This is a genomic window from Micromonospora sp. WMMA1923, assembly GCF_049179195.1.
GTDB lineage: Bacteria > Actinomycetota > Actinomycetes > Mycobacteriales > Micromonosporaceae > Micromonospora > Micromonospora yangpuensis.
In genome coordinates, this window is the sequence record NZ_JBMHLZ010000001.1 from 5797628 (window position 1) to 5814860 (window position 17233).

The following is a 17233-nucleotide window of genomic DNA, read 5'->3' on the forward strand; positions in this document are numbered from 1 at the left end:
CCATGGCCGAACCCATCCGGGTACTGATCGCGGACGACGACCGGCTCGTCCGCGCGGGCATCGGACTGATCCTCAAGCCGCTGGTGGACGTCGACATCGTCGGGGAGGCCGCGAACGGGCGGGAGGCCGTCGAGCTGACCGTCCGGCTACGGCCGCACGTCGTGCTCCTCGACATCCAGATGCCGGTGCTGACCGGCCTCGCCGCGCTGCGCGAGATCCGTACCCTGGCACCCGCCTCGGCGGTGCTCATGTTGACCACGTTCGGTGAGTCCGGGTACGTCACGGAGGCCCTCTCCGGTGGTGCCGCCGGTTTCCTGCTGAAGGACTCGGCCGTCGACGAGCTGGAACGCGCCGTCCGGGTGACCGCGGCCGGGGAGGCGTTCCTGACCCCGGCGATCACCCGGCAGATTCTCGACCGGTTGCCCGCCTCCCGCACGCCCGATGCCGGCGACAAACTCGCCGTGTTGAGCGAGCGCGAGCGCGAGGTGATCGTGCTGGTCGCCCAGGGGCTGTCCAACGTGGCCATCGGTGAGCGGTTGTGGATCACCGAGGGGACCGTCAAGACGCACGTCAGCCGGATCCTCACCAAGCTGGAGTGCGAGAACCGGGTACAGGCCGCGTTGCTGGTGCACCGCGCCGGCCTGGCCGGCTGACTCAGCCCGGTGCGCCGCGCCGGCCTGGCCAGGCTGACTCAGCCCGGTGTCCCCGCCGCGCCGGGCGGCTGCGGCAGCCGCTCGACCAGCCGGGTGAGCGCCCCGTTGGCCATGGTCGCGCCGACCGCCGAGCCGGTGGCGATGCTCCAGCCGACCGGGCCGAGCGGGGTGCAACCGAAGAACTGACTCAGCCCCGGGGTCTGCACCACCACCACGAGTACGCCTACCGAGGCGGCGGTGGCCAGCAGGACGCCGGGGCTGGTCCCGCCGGCCAGCACGGTCTGGCCGAGCTGGGTGCCGACCAGGGAGACCAGCCCGACCGTGCCGGCCCGCCGCCGGGTGCCGGTCCACCGGGCCAGCGTCCAGCCGGCCGTCGCGCCCAGCGCGGTGGCGGTGGCCCGCAACGCGATCTCCCGGTCCAGGGTGCGGCCCAGGGAGGTGTCCGGGCCCTCCCGTAGCAGGTCCTCGCTGTGTTTCGGGTTCGGTGGCCGGACCGCGATGGCCAACGCCGGCGCCAGGTCGGTGAGCATGTTGACAAGCAGCAGTTGCCGGCCGTTGAGGGCGGACCGGCCGGTCGCGGCGGCGCTGACGATGCTGAACGCGATCTCGCCGAGGTTGCCGCCGACCAGGATGCTCAGCCCGTGCCGGACCGAGGACCACATGGCCCGCCCCTCGGCCAGGGTGGCGATGATCGTCTCCAGCCGGTCGTCGGTGACCACCAGGTCGGCGGCGGCCCGCGCGGCCGGGGTGCCGTGCTGCCCGAGCGCGATCCCCACGTCGGCGAGGCGGATCGCCGCCGCGTCGTTCGCGCCGTCCCCGGTCATCGCCACCGTGCGGCCGTGTGACCGCAGCGCCTGGATGATCCGGACCTTGTGGGTAGGCGTGCAGCGGGCGACCACGTCGGTGTCGGCCAGCCGGTTCGCCACCGCCTCGTCGTCGAGGGCGTCCAGGTCGGTGGCGGTGACCACCCGGGGCCCGGCCCCGGGGCTGATCACCTTGGCGATGGCGGCGGCGGTGGCCGGATGGTCACCGGTGATCATGATGGTGTGCACGCCGGCCCGCCGGATGTTGGCCACCGCCGGTGCGGCGCTGGCGCGTACCCCGTCGGCGAGGGCGAGCAGGCCGACGAAGGTCAGCTCCCGCACGTCGGAGTCGTCGAGGTGGCCGGCGTCGACGGAGCGTTCCGCCACCGCGAGGACCCGCTGCCCCGAGCTGGCGTGCCGGTTCAGCTCGCGGTGGATCCGGTCCCGTCCGGCCTGGTCCAGCGGCACCACCCCGGACGGGGTCCGCCGGGCGGTACAGCGGGGCAGCACCGTCTCCGGTGCACCCTTCACGCTGAGCAGCACTCCACCGTCGCCGGAGCCGGTGGTCGCGTGGTACCCCCGGGACGGCTCGAACGGCAGGTTCCCCACCGGTTTCCAGGCCGCCGCCCCGGTCTGCTCGGTAACCTCCGCCCGGCCGGCTCCGCGACGTACCGCGCGGTCGGTCTGCTCGGGCAGCTCCTCCGGGTCGTCGGCGGCGGGGGTGGCGCGCAACGCGGTGGCCAGCACCGTCCGCAGGTGCGGATCGAGCTGGTCGGTCGGGGCGTACCGGTCGCCGTCGCCGACCCCGGAGAGCAGCAGCCGTCCCTCGGTGAGGGTGCCGGTCTTGTCGAAGCAGAGCACGTCGACCCGGCCGAGCGCCTCGATGGTGCGCGGGTTGCGGACCAGCGCGCCGTGCTCGGCCAGCCGCCGGGCCGCCGCCAGCTGCGCCGCGCTGACCATGAAGGGCAACCCCTCCGGCACCGACGCGACGGCCAGGTTCGCGGCGGTCGAGGCCGTCTCGGCCAGCGGTACGCGCCGAGCCAGCCCCGCCCCGGCGACCGCCACCGCCGAGGCGAGGGCCAACGGGACGGACTTGCTGGTCAGCTTCCCCAGTCGGGCCTCCACGCCGCCGCTGGGCGCCCCCTGCCGGGCCAGCGCCAGACTGCGCCCGGCCTCGGTGTCGGTGCCGGTGGCGACGACCAGCGCGCAACCGTGGCCGGCGGCGACGGTGGTGCCCTCGTAGACCATCGACCGGCGCTCGGCGACCACCGAGGCCACCACCGGCTGGTCGGTCTTGCCCACCGGCAGGGACTCACCGGTGAGCGAGGACTCGTCGATCTCCAGTCCGACCGACTCCAGCACCCGGCAGTCGGCTGGCACCGCGTCCCCCGGTGCCAGCACGATCACGTCCCCGTCGACCAACTCGTCGGCCGACACCTCCCGCTCCGCGCCGTCGCGGCAGACCCGCGCGGTGACCGCCGAGCGGGACAGCAGCTCGGCCAACGACCGCTCGGTCCGCTGCCGGTGCACCGCGCCGACCACGGCGGTACCGCCGACGACGCCGCCGACCAGGGCCGCGTCCACAAGCGAACCGAACGAGGCGGACAGGATCGCGCCGGCGGCGAGCACCGGGGTGAGCGGGTTGTTCAACTCGTCGACGAAGGCCCGCAGCAGACCCGCCGGCCCGGCCTGCGCCGCGGTGTCCCGGGTGCGCCGACGGGCCGCCTCCGCCTCGCTCAGGCCGGCCCGGTCGGTGCCGAGCCGACGCAGCGCGGTCGACACCGGCATCAGGTGCCACGCGGTGGTCGGCGCGGTCGGGGTGTCGGCCGGGCCGGGTAGCTGGTGCGCCCGCCACACCCCGTGCGCGAACGCCAGCGCCCCCGCGCCGTTCACCGCGGCCAGGGCCCGGCCCGGCAGCTGTCCGGTCGCCGCGGTGAACGCGCCCAACGCGCCCAGCCCGGTGCCCGCCATGGCCAGCCGGATGTTCTGTCCGGTCATCCGGCGGGCCACCCCGACCGCCCCGACGATCAGCGCCGCGAGTCGCAGGTCGGTGCCGATGAGCAGGTGCGCGCCCCAGGGTGGCAGCTCGTCCGGGCCGGCCACCCCGAGGCCGCAGTCCGCCGCCGCCAGCGCCGCCCGGTCACCGGAGACCACCAGCACCACCGCACCGTCGCGTTGCAGTTGGCGTACCGACTCGGCCAGTCGGGGCCCGCCGGGCAACACCGCGTCGGCGAAGCCGTACCGCGCCCTGCCGCTCGTGCCGGCGCTGCCGCTCGTGCCGGCGCTGCCGGCGGTGCCGTTCGTGCCGGCGGTGCTGGCGGTGCCGTTCGTGCCGGCGCTGCCGACGCTGTCGTTCGTGCCGGCGCTGTCGGCGGTGCCGTTCGTGCCGGCGGTGCTGGCGGTGTTTTCGTTGCCGACGCTGTCGGCGGCCACCACCAGGCGAAGGCCGGCCTGGCGGGCGGCGGTCGGCAGGGCCTCGACGCCGGGTGCGGGTTCCGGCTCGACCCGCAGCAGCGCGGCGAGCCGATCCCCCCGGGCCAGGCCGAGCAGGCGGGTGCCGTCCGAGCGGAGCTGGCGGCTGTGCGCGGTGTCCCCGGGGTCGGTGGCCGCCAACTCGTCCAGCGGCCCGAGCCGCCACCCGTCCGCCCGGTGCAGCCCGTCGGGGGTGGCCGGGTCGAACAGCTCGAAGGCCCGCGCCGCCACCTGACCGGTCTCCACGCCCGACAGCGGGGCCAGGTCGGCCAGGCTGCCCCGGTCCGAACCGAGGACCGCGGCGTCCACCAGCACCGTGTCGATCCGGTCCAGCTCGCGCAGCACGCTGCGGTCCATGGCGATCACACCGCGCCGGGCCAGCAGGGCACCGAGCTGGGCGGCGTACCCCTCGCGGCCACTGCCGGGGGCCTTGGGCAGGCTGGACAGGGCCAGCGCGGCGGCCCGCTTGGCACCGAGGGTCGGCAGCGCGGCGGCACCCGCGACGGTCCCGGCGGCCAGCGCCTGCTTGACGTACCGTTCGGCCGGTCCGTCGGGTCGCGGCCGCGGCCGGTCACATCGGGGAGCCCGCGCGACGGCCCGGTCCGGGGTGCCGGTCAAGCCGGGTTCGGCCTGCTCCCAGGCGTGCAGCTGGGCCCGCGCCTCACCCCACTGGACCACCCGCTGGGCGCCGTCGAGCACGATCCCCGCCCAGCCGCCGGTCAACCCCTGCACCACCGCCTCGGCCAGCGGAAAGAGCACCTCGGCGCGGGGGTCGGCGCGCAGTCCCCGGCTGGCCAGCTCGTGCAGCCGGGGATGCAGGTCGATCGCGGTGAGCAACCCGGAGACCTCACCGGGTACCGGCGTCAACGGCAGGATCCGGGTGGCCGCCGAGATGGTCAGCCCGAGCGCGTCGGAGACCAGGGCGCCCAGGGTCCGGGCGGTACGCGGGCCCTCCTCCGGAGGATGTGGTGGGGGCACCTCCGGGTCCGGGTCGTGGTCGCAGTGGCGTTCGGTGCGGTCGATGGTGGCGATCAGCTCCCGCAGCCGGGGCCCCGGCTGGTCGACGGCGACCACCACCCGGCCCGACGGGGCGTTGACCCGGGCCCAGCGGACGCCGGGCAGCCGGGCCAGGGCCGCCTCCACCTGCCGGGCCAGCCGGTCCCCGCCGTCCTGGCAGACCCCGTGCACCTCGATGTGGTGGCGGCCGTCGGCCGACCAGACCCGACGCCTGGTCAGACCGGCCGCGCGGGCCAGCCGGGCCGCGGCGGCACCGGCGGTCCGCGACGCGCCGTCGACCACCCGGGGTACGCCCGGCAGCTCGGGCAACCGGGTCGGAACCGGCAACGGGGGTGCCACGGCCAGCGGACGGAGCAGACCGACCAGGCGGCCCAGCGAGGTCATCTGGTCTCGGGGCCGGACGCCGGCCGGCCGGTCACCGTCGTACCGGTCCCGTTACCCAAGCCCCTGACCTGGCCCATGTCACCCTCCCGTGCCGTTTGCCCGGCGGCCTGCCTTCCCCGCGCAGCGTCCGTCATGCCCGGTCGAGCCGCCCGGTTTCGCCGTCGCCGCGCTTCGAACGGGTGCAGCCGGGCCCGCCCGTCGGGCATGGACCGGGCCGGCGGTGGAATCCCGGTGAGATGGTCGAGCAACCCGGGAGGACGTGATGAACATGGTGTTGCAGCATCTCAGCGGGGCACACGAGATGATCCGGACATACAGTCGCAGGGTGGAGCTGCCGGTGCTGGGCGAGGTGGCGGTGCCACCACCGGACAAGGTCGCCTACTACGCAGGGGTGGGCGTGCTCGCCGCCATCGGGGTCATCGAGTGGCCGTTGGCGCTGGTCATCACCGCCGGTCACGTCCTGGCCGACCAGCACCTCTCCGGCCTGGCCAAGGGAGTCGGCGAGGCGCTGGAAACCGCCTGACGAAAACGGGTTGACCTGAAGCGGGGTTGAGGGAGCAGGCTCGACCCCATGGTGATCGAAGCGTCGGTCGACACCGACGACCGGCTGTACGCCCCGCGGCTACGGGCGATGACGGTGGGCAGCGTCGCGCTGGTCTCCCTGCTGGCCTTCGAGGCGCTGGCGGTCGGCACCGCCATGCCGACCGTGGCCCGCGCCCTGGACGGCCTGCCCCTGTACGGGCTGGCCTTCGGTGGCGCGTTCGCCTCCGGTGTGATCGCCATGGTGCTCTCCGGCATCTGGTGCGACGCGCGGGGACCCCGGGCACCGATGTGGCACGGGGTGGGCTGGTTCGTGGCCGGTCTGCTGATCGCCGGGACCGCCCAGGTGATGGGGCAGCTCGTGGTCGGCCGGCTGGTGCAGGGCTTCGGGTCCGGCCTGCTCATCGTGGCGCTGTACGTCATCGTCGGGCAGGCGTACCCGCAACGGTTGCGCCCGAAGGTCTTCGCCGCCTTCGCGGCGGCCTGGGTCGTACCGTCACTGGTCGGTCCGGCGGTGGCCGGACTGGTCGTCGAACACCTGGGCTGGCGGTGGGTGTTCCTGGCGGTGCCGGTGCTGGCCCTGCCGGCGGCGCTGCTGGTCCAACCGGGCCTCCGCGGGCTCGCACCGCAGGTCGCGACCCGCCCGGCGGAGGGTGCCCGGGCGCGGATCGCCTGGGCCTGCGTGGCGGGGGTGAGCGCCGCACTGCTGCACTACGGGGGGCAGCAGCGCGGCGCGCCCGCCGCCGTCCTGGTCGGGGTGGCCCTGGTCGGGCTGGCCGGCTCCGCGCCCCGGTTGCTGCCGACCGGATTCCTGCGGGCGGCGCGCGGGCTGCCCACCGTGGTCGGCCTGCGTGGGCTGGCCGGGGCCGCCTTCGCCAGCGCCGAGGTGGTGATCCCGCTGATGCTCTCCCGGGAGCGGGGCTTCTCACCGACCGCCGCCGGTCTGGTGCTCACCACCGGCGCCCTCTCCTGGTCGCTGGGCTCCTGGCTGCAGGGACGGGTGTCGCCGCCCCGGTCACCGGCCACCCTGCCCCGGCTGGGGCTGACCTGCCTGACCGCCGGTACGGCGACGGTGGCGCTCGGCGTCCTGCCGGCCGTGCCGGTGGCGATCGGGATCCTCGGCTGGGCCGTCGCCGGCCTCGGCATGGGGCTGACCTTCCCGTCGCTGTCGGTGCTCACCCTGGGCCTCTCCGCCCCCGGTGAGCAGGGCCGCAACAGTTCCTCCCTGCAATTGGCCGACAACCTGTGCACCGCGACCGTGCTGGCGCTGACCGGTACCCTGCTCGCCGCCAGTGCCGCCCCCGGCCCACCGACGTACCTGGCGATGTTCGCCGTGGCGGTCGGCTGCGGCGCGCTCGGTGCGGTGCTCGCCGGCCGGGTCGTGGTGCCGACTGCTCCCCCGCTCGGGGCGCTGTCCGGCTGAAACCCGTACGGGCCGGGCGGCCGGCCGGCAGGATCGGGGACGATGAACTTCCTGACCCTCCTGCCGATGGCCGTGGTGATGGTGGCCGGCACCCAACTCGTCGCGGCGGTCTTCCTCGCCTCGGGCGACCGGCCGCGCCCGGCGTCGCTGGGCTACCTGGCCGGTGCCGCGTTGGCCGTCACCACCGGGGTCACCGTGAGTTGGCTGGTCTTCCGGTTGGTCAAGGGCAGCGTGGACGACGACGGCGGCGGGCATCGGCGGATCGAGACCGTCATCGACTGGGTGGTGCTGGCCCTGCTGGTCGTGCTGGCGGTGATCGTGTTCGTCCGACGACACTCCAGCGGCCCGCCCCGGTGGATGGGCAAACTGCAACAGGCCGGCCCCGGGTACGCCTTCCGACTCGGGCTGCTGCTGATCCTGCTGATGCCCTCGGACGACATCACCATGGTGACCGTGGGGGCCAGCGCCGCCAGGCACGACCTGCCGTGGTGGCACCTGCTCCCGTTCATCCTGCTCACCCTCCTGCTGCTGGCCATCCCGCTGCTGACGCTGGTGCTGGCCGGCCGGCACGCCGCAGCGGAACTGCCCCGCATCCGGGACTGGGCGAACCGGCAGTCCTGGCTGGTCAGTGAGATCGTCATCGCCTTCTTCATCGTTCTCACCGGGGTGGACCTGCTCCGCTGACGGCCGACATCGAGGCGGCGGCGCGGGCTGACCCGTTCGGGGGACCCCGGCGGCGACCGGACCCGGCGGCGTTCCCGGTCCGCCTAACGTGACGGCATGTTCACACTGGTGGCGATGGCGATCCTCTACGTCTTCGGTTTCGTCTTCCTCTACGGCGTGATCCGGGTGGCGGTCCGGCACGCCATGGAGGATCTGGACGCCCGCCGGGCGGAAGCACACCGGATGGACCGGGCGGTCACCGCGCACGAACGGAACTTCATCCGCGAGAACGAGTTCCTCGCCAACGGCTGACCTGGTGCTTCACCTGTCGGGGGTGGGTGCGAGGATCGCTGTCGTGATGGGGACGCTGAAGACCGAGCCCGCCCGCAGCCGCCTGGACCTGCTCGCCGCGCCGGTCGCCGCCGCGCTCGGCCAGTGGCCCGCCGACGCGCCGATGGACGTCGACGACGTACTGGTCGCGCCGATCGATCCGGAGCTGGCCGACACGGCCGCGTTCTGTGCCGCGTACCAGGTGGAGTTGGCGGCCTCGGCAAACTGCGTGATCGTGGCCGGCAAGCGCGAGGGCGAGATCCGCTACGCCGCCTGCATGGTCCTGGCGACCACCCGGGCCGACGTCAACGGCGTGGTGCGGCGGGCGCTCGACGTGCGCAAGGCCAGTTTCGCCCCGATGTCCGACGCGGTCGAGCTGACCGGCATGGAGTACGGCGGGATCACCCCGATCGGGTTGCCGGAGCAGTGGCCGATCCTGGTGGACTCCCGGGTGATCGCCACCCGACACGTGATCATCGGTTCCGGCGTACGGCGCAGCAAGATCGCGCTGCCCGGTCCGGCACTCGGCGCGCTGCCCGGGGCGCGGGTCGTCGAGGGACTGGCCCGCGGCTGAAAGCTCTTGGAGGATTTCGGCCCGGAGGGGCACATTTCTTCCAAGATCTCCCTCGCGGGTCTATCACGTGTGTCGATGTTGTTGCACGTGAAACATTGCCGGAGTGCAGGTCAGTGTGGTGCGGACTCGCGCTGGGCCACCTCGGTCAGGGCGGCGAGCAGGGTCTGCGGCTCCTGAGCGCCGGTCACCGCGTACTTTCCGGCCAGGACGAAGGTCGGCACGCTGGTGACGCCGAGCTCCCGCGCGGCGGCCAGGTCGGCGGCGACCTCGGTGCTGCCGGCGGTGGAGTCCAGGTGGGCGCGGGCGGCGGTGGCGTCCAGACCGACCGAGCCGGCGATCCCGGCCAGCGCCTCCCGCGAGCCGATGTCCACCCCGTCGGCGAAGTGCGCCTGGTAGAGCGCCTCGACCAGCTCGGCGCTGTGCCCCTGCCCGTCGGCGTACCGGACCAGCCGGTGCGCGTCGAAGGTGTTGGCGGCGATCGCCCGAGCGAAGTCCATCCGCAGTCCGACCCCGGCCGCGACCTGGGTGACCTGACCGACCATCTGCTCCATCCGGTCCGGGCCGCCGAACTTGGCAGCCAGGGCCTCGACCAGGGGCACCGGTCGCGGCACCGGCGAGGGGTCGAGCTGGAACGGTCGGTACCGGATGGTGGTCGTACCGTCGTACGACGCCAGCGCCTGCTCCAGCCGCCGCTTGCCGATCCAGCACCAGGGGCAGACCACGTCCGCGTAGATTTCGATCTCCATGCCCGTGGGCAACACCCTGCTCAGGCGCTCTGTTCCCGCCCGGCCTCGGCTCAGGCGGTCTGCCCGGCGGGCGCCTGGGCTCCGGTGGCTCTGCTCGGGGTGCCCAGGCTCAGGCGGCGTACCGGGTGGGGGGTTTGCGCTCGGCGGCTCTGTCGGTCCCGAGGCTCAGGCGGTCTGCTCGCGGACCTGGCGCTTGAGCCGGGCGAGAATCGCGGTGCCGCCGCGGACCCGCATCGGGCTGATCGCCTGGGCCAGCCCCATCCGCTGGTACATGTCGTCCGGCACCGCGAGCACCTCGGCGGCGCTCGCCCCGGCCAGCCCCTCGGCGAGGATGCCGGCGAAGGCGCGGGTGGTCGGTGCCTCCGGCGGGCAGTCGAACCAGGTGGTCACGGTGCCGTCCGGGGTGACCTGGGCGCGCAGGAAGAAGGCCGTCTGGCACTCCGGCACCTGCTCCATCCCGGCCCGGTCGGCCAGCTCGGCCGGCAATGGCGGGATGACGTCGGCGTACTCCAGCATCATCTCCAGCACCACGTCCCGGGGTGCGGCGGCGAACTCGTCGACGATCTCGGCCAGCTTGGTGGGCATCTCGGGCATCAGATCAGGCTACCGCCGACGGCCGGCCCGGTATCGGGTGCCGGGCGGTGCCTCCGCCCAGCCCGGGTTGCTGCGTCGGAGCTGGTGACCGCCCCGGGTCGGCGGGTGGTCACCAGCTGCCGGAGACTGCCCGGTCTTGCCGGGCGGGGTGCCTGCCCAACGGGATCGACGAGGTTCACGTACTGGGGGCGTGTTCGCTGATCTCACTGAGCGCAGAGGTGGGGTCGAACTGCATCGCCAGGTCGCCGAGGGAGACGATGCCTACCAACTTCCGCTCGGCATCACAGACCAGCACCCGGCGGATGCCCCGCTCGCGCATGAGCGCCGCCGCCTCACCGGCGCTGGCGTTCTGCTCGATCATCACCACCTCCCGGGTGGTGATCGACCCGATCGTGGTGACTCTCGGATCACTGCACTCGGCCACCGATCGCACCACGATGTCCCGGTCGGTGACCAGGCCGGCGAGAGTGGCACCCTCGGTGACCACGACGTCTCCGATGTCCGCCTCCTTCATCACCCTGGCAGCCTCGTCCAGAGTGGTTTCGGCGGGTAGGTAGACGACCTGTCTGGTCATGACGTCGCTGACCCGGTAACCGGTCATAAGAGCCTCCGAAGCGCAGGAATCCCGATCCGAGGGAGTTACCCCGTCACGTGATCGCTACACCCCCGGCCGCCCGCAGCCGCAGCGACGCGGAACGCATCGGTCAGGTCGGCAACCCACAACCGGGAACATGGCGTCTGGAGTAGCGACAGCGTCCCGCACCTTCCCACCGAAGGGCCAGCCCGGGTGGACTTCCAACCAACGGAGTTCGACGACTTCGTCCGCAGCCGCACCCCTGCGTTGCTGCGGTCGGCCTACCTGCTCACCGGGGACCAGCACCTCGCCGAGGATCTCGTCCAGTCCGCGCTGGCCCGTACCCACCGGGCCTGGCACCGGGTGGGGCGCTCCGGCAACTTCGAGGCGTACACCCGGAAGACGATGTACCACCTGCAGGTCTCCTGGTGGCGTCGTCGACGGTTGGCCGAGTCGATGCCGGGTGACCTGCCGGAGCCGCGTGGCGCCGCTCCTGACCACGCCCAGCAGACAAACCTGCGCCTCACCCTCCACGACGCGTTGAGCAAGCTCACCGCCCGGCAGCGGGCGGTGCTCGTCCTGCGTTTCTTCGAGGACCGCTCCGAGGCCGAGGCTGCCGACGTGCTCGGCGTGACCATCGGCACGGTGAAGAGCCAAACGGCGAAGGCGCTGGCGAAACTACGGGTCGTCGCCCCGGACCTCGCCGACCCGATTGTCCCGGAAGTTGACCCGTGTTCTCTGGAAGAGGTTCTTCGATGAGCAACGACCGGCTTCGGTACGCGTTGACGGAACTGGCCGACGAGGCGCTTCCGGTCGACCTTCGGGACCGGACCCTGCGCAGTTCCCGTCGCCTCGGTATCCGGCGTACGGTAGCCGGCTCGGCCGCCACCCTGATACTGCTCGGCGGCTCAGCCGGGGCCCTGCTGGCGAACCCTCGGCAGCACACCGACCCGCCCCCGATCGCCGCTACCCTGCCGAACCCCCGGCAGCTTCCTGGGCAGGCGTGGCCGGTACCGGAGGCCGGTGGCGTCGAAACGGAGAATCCGACGTTCGGCCGACTCTTCTACCTGCCACCGTCGACCGAGGGGAACGACGGCCCCATGGCGTCGGTGCCGCTGTCGTCGTGGCGGCCCGGAACGGCCCCCGACGAACTGCTCGATCTGCCGGTGCAGACCGCCTTGAACACCGTGGCCGTCTCTCCGGACGGCCAGCGGGTCGTCTGGGTGGAGCAGGAAGGGTTGCTCTTCCGGTCTGACCTTGCCGACCCGGCACGAATCGTGGTGGCCAGTAGCATCGACGGCTCGTGCTGGGTGCCAGCGTGGCTACCGGACTCCCGGCGCCTTGGCATCGCCTTGGCTGTCGACAGTAAGCAGCAGCAGAGCGGTGACAGCAGGGAGTACCGGACCCGTTTCTTGGAGCTTCCCCGGGCGAAACTCAGCGGTGACGCGCCACGCGAAGGTTGCTTTCCGCTCTGGTCGGCGAACGGCCGGGTGTTGGCGTACACCGGCTTCGCAGACGGTCGGGCGTTCGTCACCGAGCCGGCCAACGGAACCCGCCGGACCGTACCTGGACTGGGGGCGGGCGAGAAGCACGAGACGTGGGGACTGACCAGCATCGCGCCGGACGGCCGAATGGTCGCCCTCCACGTCCGGCAGCGGGAGACGACCGCCTCCGACGATCCGGGGCCGATCGTGGTGCTGGACACCCGGACCGGTGCCCAGATCGACCTGCCGCTGGACGGTCGGCCGCTGCGCCAGGCGTACTTCCAGGCTGATGGCACCCTGGTGGCGCGGGTCTCCGCCGGCAGTGCCACCGTCCTGGTGCTGATCGGTGCCGACGGCCGGAAACTCGACGAGGTTCGGGAGCCGGTCGAGCTGAACGGCCTGCGGGTCATCTCCGTCACCCGATGATCCGGCAGTACGGTCCCGGGAGGGTGCCGCCGGGCAGACGGTTGCCGATCAGCCGCCGTCCGCCCCGCGCGACCCTGTCCGATGTAAGGAGGGGACCCTTCTCTACCGTATGCGTTAACAGGGGGCCCTTCCTTACCTGCGGAGCGGAGGTTTTTGGTGGGCTGGCGCAGTTTCGTGGCGGTCGGGGACAGTTTCACCGAGGGAATGGACGACGCCTACCCGGACGGCAGTTACCGGGGGTGGGCGGATCTGGTGGCGACCCGGCTGGCCGCCGAGGTCGGGCCGGAGTTCCGGTACGCGAACCTCGCCATCCGGGGGCGGCTCTTCCTGAACGTGGTGGCCGAGCAGGTGCCGGTCGCGGTGGCGATGAAGCCGGACCTGATCAGTTTCGCCGCTGGCGGCAACGACGTGCTGCGCCGCAACTTCGACTCGCAGTCCCTGGTGGCGCGCTACGACCGGGTGATCGGCCGGCTGCGCTCCGGCGGTGCGGACGTGGTGGTCTTCCGGTTCGCCGACCTGATGGCCCGCCTACCGGGGCAGCGGCTGGTCGCACCCCGGGTCAAGCTGCTCAACCAGGCTGTCGGTGAGACCGCCGAACGACACGGGGCGATCATGGTCGACCTCTTCGCCGACGACACGTTCCTCAATCCGATGCTCTGGAGTACCGACCGGCTGCACCTGTCGCCGGCCGGGCACCGGCGGGTGGCCGGACAGGTGCTGACCGCGCTCGGGGTCGGCTGCGACGAGGAGTGGCTGCTGGTTCCGCCGCACCCGCACCCGTCGCCGTGGCTGGCGGCCCGCGCCGCCGACCTGCGCTGGGCCGGTCGCCATCTCGCCCCGTGGGTGAAGCGGCGGCTGACCGGGCGCTCCTCCGGCGACACCGTGACCGCCAAGCGTCCGCTGCTCGGCCCGTTGGCCGACTGACATGCGTACCCTGCACGTCGCCGACGCGCTGCGGCTCGGCCCCGACGGGAGTGCCCGGCCCGGGTCGGCGGTGCTGGTCGGCGGGGAGCGGGTCGAGGCGATCGGTCCGGCCGACGAGCTGCTCGGCGCGTACCCGGGGGTGCGGGTGCGGCGGTGGGCCGGCGTGCTGGGGCCGGCGCTGGTGCACGACGGACCACTGCCGGCCGCCTCGACGCCGCGCGAGCGGGTGCACGCCCTGTTCCGGATGGGGGTGAGCGCGGTGCCGGCGGCCTGGCTGACCGACCCCGAGCTGCGGGCGGTGGCGCTGCGCAGCCGCCTCGCGGTGCCCGAGACGGGTGCCCCCCGGGTGCTCACCGTCGGTGGCCGGGCCGACCTGGCGGTCTTCGGCCCCGACGGGGTCTGCCGGGCCACCGTGCTCGCCGGTCGGCTGGTGCACCGGGCCACCTGAGCGGCCGGGATCGGCGTAGGTTGGATTTCATGTCTGTGCCGAACGATCCGAACCCGCGCCTTCAGTCGTACGCCGACCCGCAGCGCCTGGTCACCACCGAGTGGCTGGCCGAGCACCTGGGCGAGGCGGGTCTCGTCGTGGTGGAGTCCGACGAGGACGTGCTGCTCTACGACACCGGGCACCTTCCGGGTGCCGTCAAGGTGGACTGGCACACCGAGTTGAACGACCAGGTCACTCGGGACTACCTGGACGCGGAGAGCTTCGCCGAGCTGTGCGCTGCCAAGGGCATCGGGCGGGACGACACGGTGGTCTTCTACGGCGACAACTTCAACTGGTGGGCGGCGTACGCGCTCTGGGTCTTCTCGCTCTTCGGCCACGCCGACGTCCGGCTGCTCGACGGCGGCCGGCAGAAGTGGGTGGCCGAGGGCCGTGAGCTGACCCGGGAACGGGTGACCAGGCCACGGGCCGAGTACCCGGTGCCCACCCGCAACGACGCGCCGATCCGGGCGTACCGGGAGCAGGTGATGGCGCACGTCGCGGCGGGACGGCCGTTGGTCGACGTCCGCTCGCCGGGCGAGTACACCGGCGAGATGCTGCACATGCCGGACTACCCGCAGGAGGGGGCGCTGCGCGGCGGGCACATTCCGGGCGCGGTGAGCAAGCCGTGGAAGTCGGCGGCGAACGAGGACGGCACCTTCAAGTCCGCCGACGAGCTGCGCGCCATCTACGCCGACCAGCTCGGGTTGAGCCCGGACGACGACGTGGTGGCCTACTGCAGGATCGGTGAGCGCTCCAGCCACACCTGGTTCGTCCTGCGGCACCTGCTCGGCTATCCGCAGGTACGCAACTACGACGGCTCGTGGACCGAATGGGGCAACCTGGTCCGGGCACCGGTGGTGCGGGGCGACCAGCCGGGCGGCCTCGCCGGCTGACAGCGCTGCTCGGCCTCGCCGTTCGGGCCTCACCGTTTGGGCCTCACTGATGGGCGCCTCACTGTTTGGGCGCCTCGCTGTTGGGCGCCTCGCTGTTTGGAAGGGCCCCTTGTTAACGCGCGCGGGTGAGAAGGGAGCCCTTCTCTACCGTATGCGTTAACAAGGGGCCCTTCCTTACACCTTGGGGGTGGGGTTGCGGAGGTAGCGCTGGATGGTGGGGGCCACCCAGGCGACGAGTTCGGCCGGGTCGGCGTCGGCCACCGGTGGCAGTCGCAGCACGTACCGGGTCAGCGCCAGGCCGAGGATCTGGCTGGCCACCAGGCCGGCCCGGCGGGGCAGTTCCGCCGGGTCCGGGACGACCGGGGCGATCGCCGCGCCCAACTGGTCGGTGCAGATGCCGCGCATCCGTTCCGCCGCGCCCGGGTTGGTGGTGCCGGCCCGGAGCAGGGCGGCCATCGTGCCGTCGGACTCCCAGCGCCGGAAGAAGTGCGTCACCAGGGTCTCGCCGAGGCGTTCAGGGGGTACGTCGGTCAGGTCCGGCAACCGCAGGTCGAACTCGGCCGCCGCCGCGAAGAGCCCCTCCTTGCTGCCGTAGTAGCGCATCACCATCGAGGGGTCGATCTTCGCGTCGGCGGCGATGGCCCGGATGGTGGCTCGTTCGTAGCCGTCGGCGGCGAAGCGTTCCCGTGCGGCCCGCAGGATCGCCGCACGGGTGGCGTCGGATCGGCGCGTCGTGCTCATGCCAACAACCGTAGGCCAACACCTGTTGACAGGAGGAGTCGGGGCGGCTTACCTTGCCAACAAGTGTTGGCAAACATCTGTTGGCATGAGGATCGGGGGTACGGGATGCTGCCGGAGAAGACCGATGTCCTGGTGGTCGGCGCCGGGCCGGTGGGGCTGGCCACCGCGTTGACCCTGGCCCGGCACGGGGTCGAGGTCACCCTCGTCGACCAGGCCGAACGATCACCTCTGACCTCGCGGGCCGCCGTCGTGCACGCGTACACACTGGAGGAGCTGGACCGGATCGGTGCCGCCGCACCGCTGGTCGCCCGGGGCCTGCGCGCGCCGCGCTTCACCATCCGGGAACGAGACCGCACCCTCTTCACCACCAGGTTCGACAACCTGCCCACCCGGTTCCCGTACGCCCTGATGGTGTCGCAGGCGGAGACCGAGACGGTGCTCGAAGAGCTGCTGGCCAGCGTCGGCGGGCGGGTACTGCGGCCGTACCGGCTGGTCGGTCTGGACCTCGACGCCGCCGGCGCGGTGGCGCGGTTCGCCGACGGCGCGACCCTGCGCGCCCGGTACGTGGTCGGTGCGGACGGCATGCACAGCGCCGTCCGGCGGCTGGCCGGGATCGGGTTCCGCGACCCGCACGGCGGCAACGGCCGATCCGGGGCGGGCGGCGGGTCCGACGTGAGCGACCGGCCCGACGGTGGTGGTGAGGCAGCCGGTGGTGCGGGGTCGTTCGTCCTCGCCGACGTGCGGATCGACGGTGGGCTTCCCCGCGACGAGGTGATGCTCTTCTTCGCCCGGCAGGGGCTGCTCGTCTGGGCGCCGCTGCCCGACGGCGTGGTCCGACTGGTGGCTCCGCTGGCCGACCCGCCCCGGCACCCCGGGGCACGGCAGTTGCAGGCACTGGTCGACGAGCGCGGCCCGACCCGGCCGGGCCGGATCACCGAGGTGCTCTGGGGCTCCCGGTTCCGGGCCCACCACCGACTGGCCGACACCTTCCGCGCCGGCCCGGTGCTGCTCGCCGGAGACGCCGCGCACGTGCACAGCCCGGCTGGCGGCCAGGGGATGAACCTCGGCCTGCGTGACGCGGTGGCCCTCGGCAGCACGCTCGCCAGCGTCCTGACCGCCGCCGGGGACCCCCCGCGCGACCCGGTCGAGCCGCCGCGCGACCCGGTCGAGCCGCCGCGCGACCCGGTCGAGCGTCCTCGCCGGTCCGCCGGGCGTCAGGGCCGCGACGCGCTGTCGGTGGTCGACCCCGACGCCCTGCTCGACGGGTACGCGGCACAGCGCCGCCCGGTCGCCGAGCAGGTCCTGCGCCTCACCGACCGGTTGACCCGGTTGGGCACCGCGCCCGCCACCGGCCGGGCGGTACGCAACTCGGTGCTGAGGCTCGCCGCCCACCTGCCCCCGGTCCGGCGTCGGGCCGCCCGGCAGATCTCCGGCCTGGCCCAGCGCGACGACCCGAGCTGACCCCGTCCACCGCCGCCGGGCGGCTGGTCGGCCCGCCGCCGCTG

General features: G+C 73.3%; 17 protein-coding genes. 12 read left to right on the top strand and 5 right to left on the bottom strand.

Annotated elements, in window-relative coordinates:
* The first annotated feature begins 2 nt into the window (after positions 1-2).
* On the top strand, positions 3-653 hold the full coding sequence (locus tag ACN28G_RS26360; RefSeq protein ID WP_091432602.1) for a response regulator: 651 nt from the start codon (positions 3-5) through the stop codon (positions 651-653).
* A 38-nt stretch (positions 654-691) separates the two neighbouring features.
* Here ACN28G_RS26360 and ACN28G_RS26365 read toward each other — a convergent pair whose 3' ends face one another.
* Entirely contained in the window at positions 692-5329 is a 4638-nt protein-coding gene (locus ACN28G_RS26365) for an HAD-IC family P-type ATPase (RefSeq protein ID WP_421480571.1), read from the bottom strand.
* 268 nt (positions 5330-5597) lie between these two features.
* Between ACN28G_RS26365 and ACN28G_RS26370 the strand changes: the two genes are divergently transcribed.
* The 5 genes from ACN28G_RS26370 (at position 5598) to ACN28G_RS26390 (ending at position 8859) form a co-directional block, all read left to right on the top strand.
* The gene (locus ACN28G_RS26370; RefSeq protein WP_421480981.1) at positions 5598-5852 is read left to right on the top strand and encodes a hypothetical protein; all 255 of its coding nucleotides are present in this window, start codon (positions 5598-5600) and stop codon (positions 5850-5852) included.
* A gap of 48 nt (positions 5853-5900) precedes the next feature.
* Entirely contained in the window at positions 5901-7292 is a 1392-nt protein-coding gene (locus tag ACN28G_RS26375) for an MFS transporter (protein WP_421480572.1), read from the top strand.
* Positions 7293-7334: 42 nt separating this feature from the next.
* Complete coding sequence (locus tag ACN28G_RS26380) at positions 7335-7976, top strand: GAP family protein (protein ID WP_091432605.1); 642 nt, start codon at positions 7335-7337, stop codon at positions 7974-7976.
* Between the two features lie 96 nt (positions 7977-8072).
* On the top strand, positions 8073-8267 hold the full coding sequence (locus ACN28G_RS26385; protein ID WP_091432607.1) for a hypothetical protein: 195 nt from the start codon (positions 8073-8075) through the stop codon (positions 8265-8267).
* A gap of 46 nt (positions 8268-8313) precedes the next feature.
* On the top strand, positions 8314-8859 hold the full coding sequence (locus ACN28G_RS26390) for a YbaK/EbsC family protein (protein WP_421480573.1): 546 nt from the start codon (positions 8314-8316) through the stop codon (positions 8857-8859).
* Between the two features lie 110 nt (positions 8860-8969).
* Here ACN28G_RS26390 and ACN28G_RS26395 read toward each other — a convergent pair whose 3' ends face one another.
* From ACN28G_RS26395 to ACN28G_RS26405, 3 genes are all read right to left on the bottom strand, one after another.
* On the bottom strand, positions 8970-9605 hold the full coding sequence (locus ACN28G_RS26395) for a DsbA family oxidoreductase (RefSeq protein ID WP_421480574.1): 636 nt from the start codon (positions 9603-9605) through the stop codon (positions 8970-8972).
* 165 nt (positions 9606-9770) lie between these two features.
* Positions 9771-10199, bottom strand: a complete 429-nt coding sequence (locus ACN28G_RS26400) for a SufE family protein (protein WP_421480575.1) — start codon at positions 10197-10199, stop codon at positions 9771-9773.
* A gap of 175 nt (positions 10200-10374) precedes the next feature.
* Complete coding sequence (locus tag ACN28G_RS26405) at positions 10375-10800, bottom strand: CBS domain-containing protein (RefSeq protein WP_091432619.1); 426 nt, start codon at positions 10798-10800, stop codon at positions 10375-10377.
* A 186-nt stretch (positions 10801-10986) separates the two neighbouring features.
* Between ACN28G_RS26405 and ACN28G_RS26410 the strand changes: the two genes are divergently transcribed.
* From ACN28G_RS26410 to ACN28G_RS26430, 5 genes are all read left to right on the top strand, one after another.
* A complete protein-coding gene (locus tag ACN28G_RS26410) occupies positions 10987-11532 on the top strand; it encodes a SigE family RNA polymerase sigma factor (RefSeq protein WP_421480576.1) in 546 nt (181 codons plus the stop codon).
* Positions 11529-12683, top strand: coding sequence for a hypothetical protein (locus ACN28G_RS26415; protein ID WP_421480577.1), 1155 nt, complete (start codon positions 11529-11531; stop codon positions 12681-12683). The genes ACN28G_RS26410 and ACN28G_RS26415 overlap by 4 nt, the downstream gene beginning before the upstream one ends.
* Before the next feature lie 156 nt (positions 12684-12839).
* Positions 12840-13607, top strand: a complete 768-nt coding sequence (locus ACN28G_RS26420) for an SGNH/GDSL hydrolase family protein (RefSeq protein ID WP_421480578.1) — start codon at positions 12840-12842, stop codon at positions 13605-13607.
* 1 nt (position 13608) lies between these two features.
* Positions 13609-14055 carry an imidazolonepropionase-like domain-containing protein gene (locus tag ACN28G_RS26425; RefSeq protein ID WP_421480579.1) on the top strand — a complete coding sequence of 149 codons (447 nt, stop codon included), beginning with the start codon at positions 13609-13611 and terminating at the stop codon, positions 14053-14055.
* 29 nt (positions 14056-14084) lie between these two features.
* A complete protein-coding gene (locus ACN28G_RS26430) occupies positions 14085-14987 on the top strand; it encodes a sulfurtransferase (RefSeq protein WP_091432634.1) in 903 nt (300 codons plus the stop codon).
* A 174-nt stretch (positions 14988-15161) separates the two neighbouring features.
* Here ACN28G_RS26430 and ACN28G_RS26435 read toward each other — a convergent pair whose 3' ends face one another.
* Entirely contained in the window at positions 15162-15728 is a 567-nt protein-coding gene (locus tag ACN28G_RS26435; RefSeq protein WP_091432639.1) for a TetR family transcriptional regulator, read from the bottom strand.
* Between the two features lie 105 nt (positions 15729-15833).
* On the opposite strand from ACN28G_RS26435, the gene ACN28G_RS26440 reads away from it, so the two are divergent.
* Positions 15834-17189, top strand: coding sequence for an FAD-dependent oxidoreductase (locus ACN28G_RS26440; RefSeq protein WP_421480580.1), 1356 nt, complete (start codon positions 15834-15836; stop codon positions 17187-17189).
* The last annotated feature ends 44 nt before the right edge of the window (positions 17190-17233 follow it).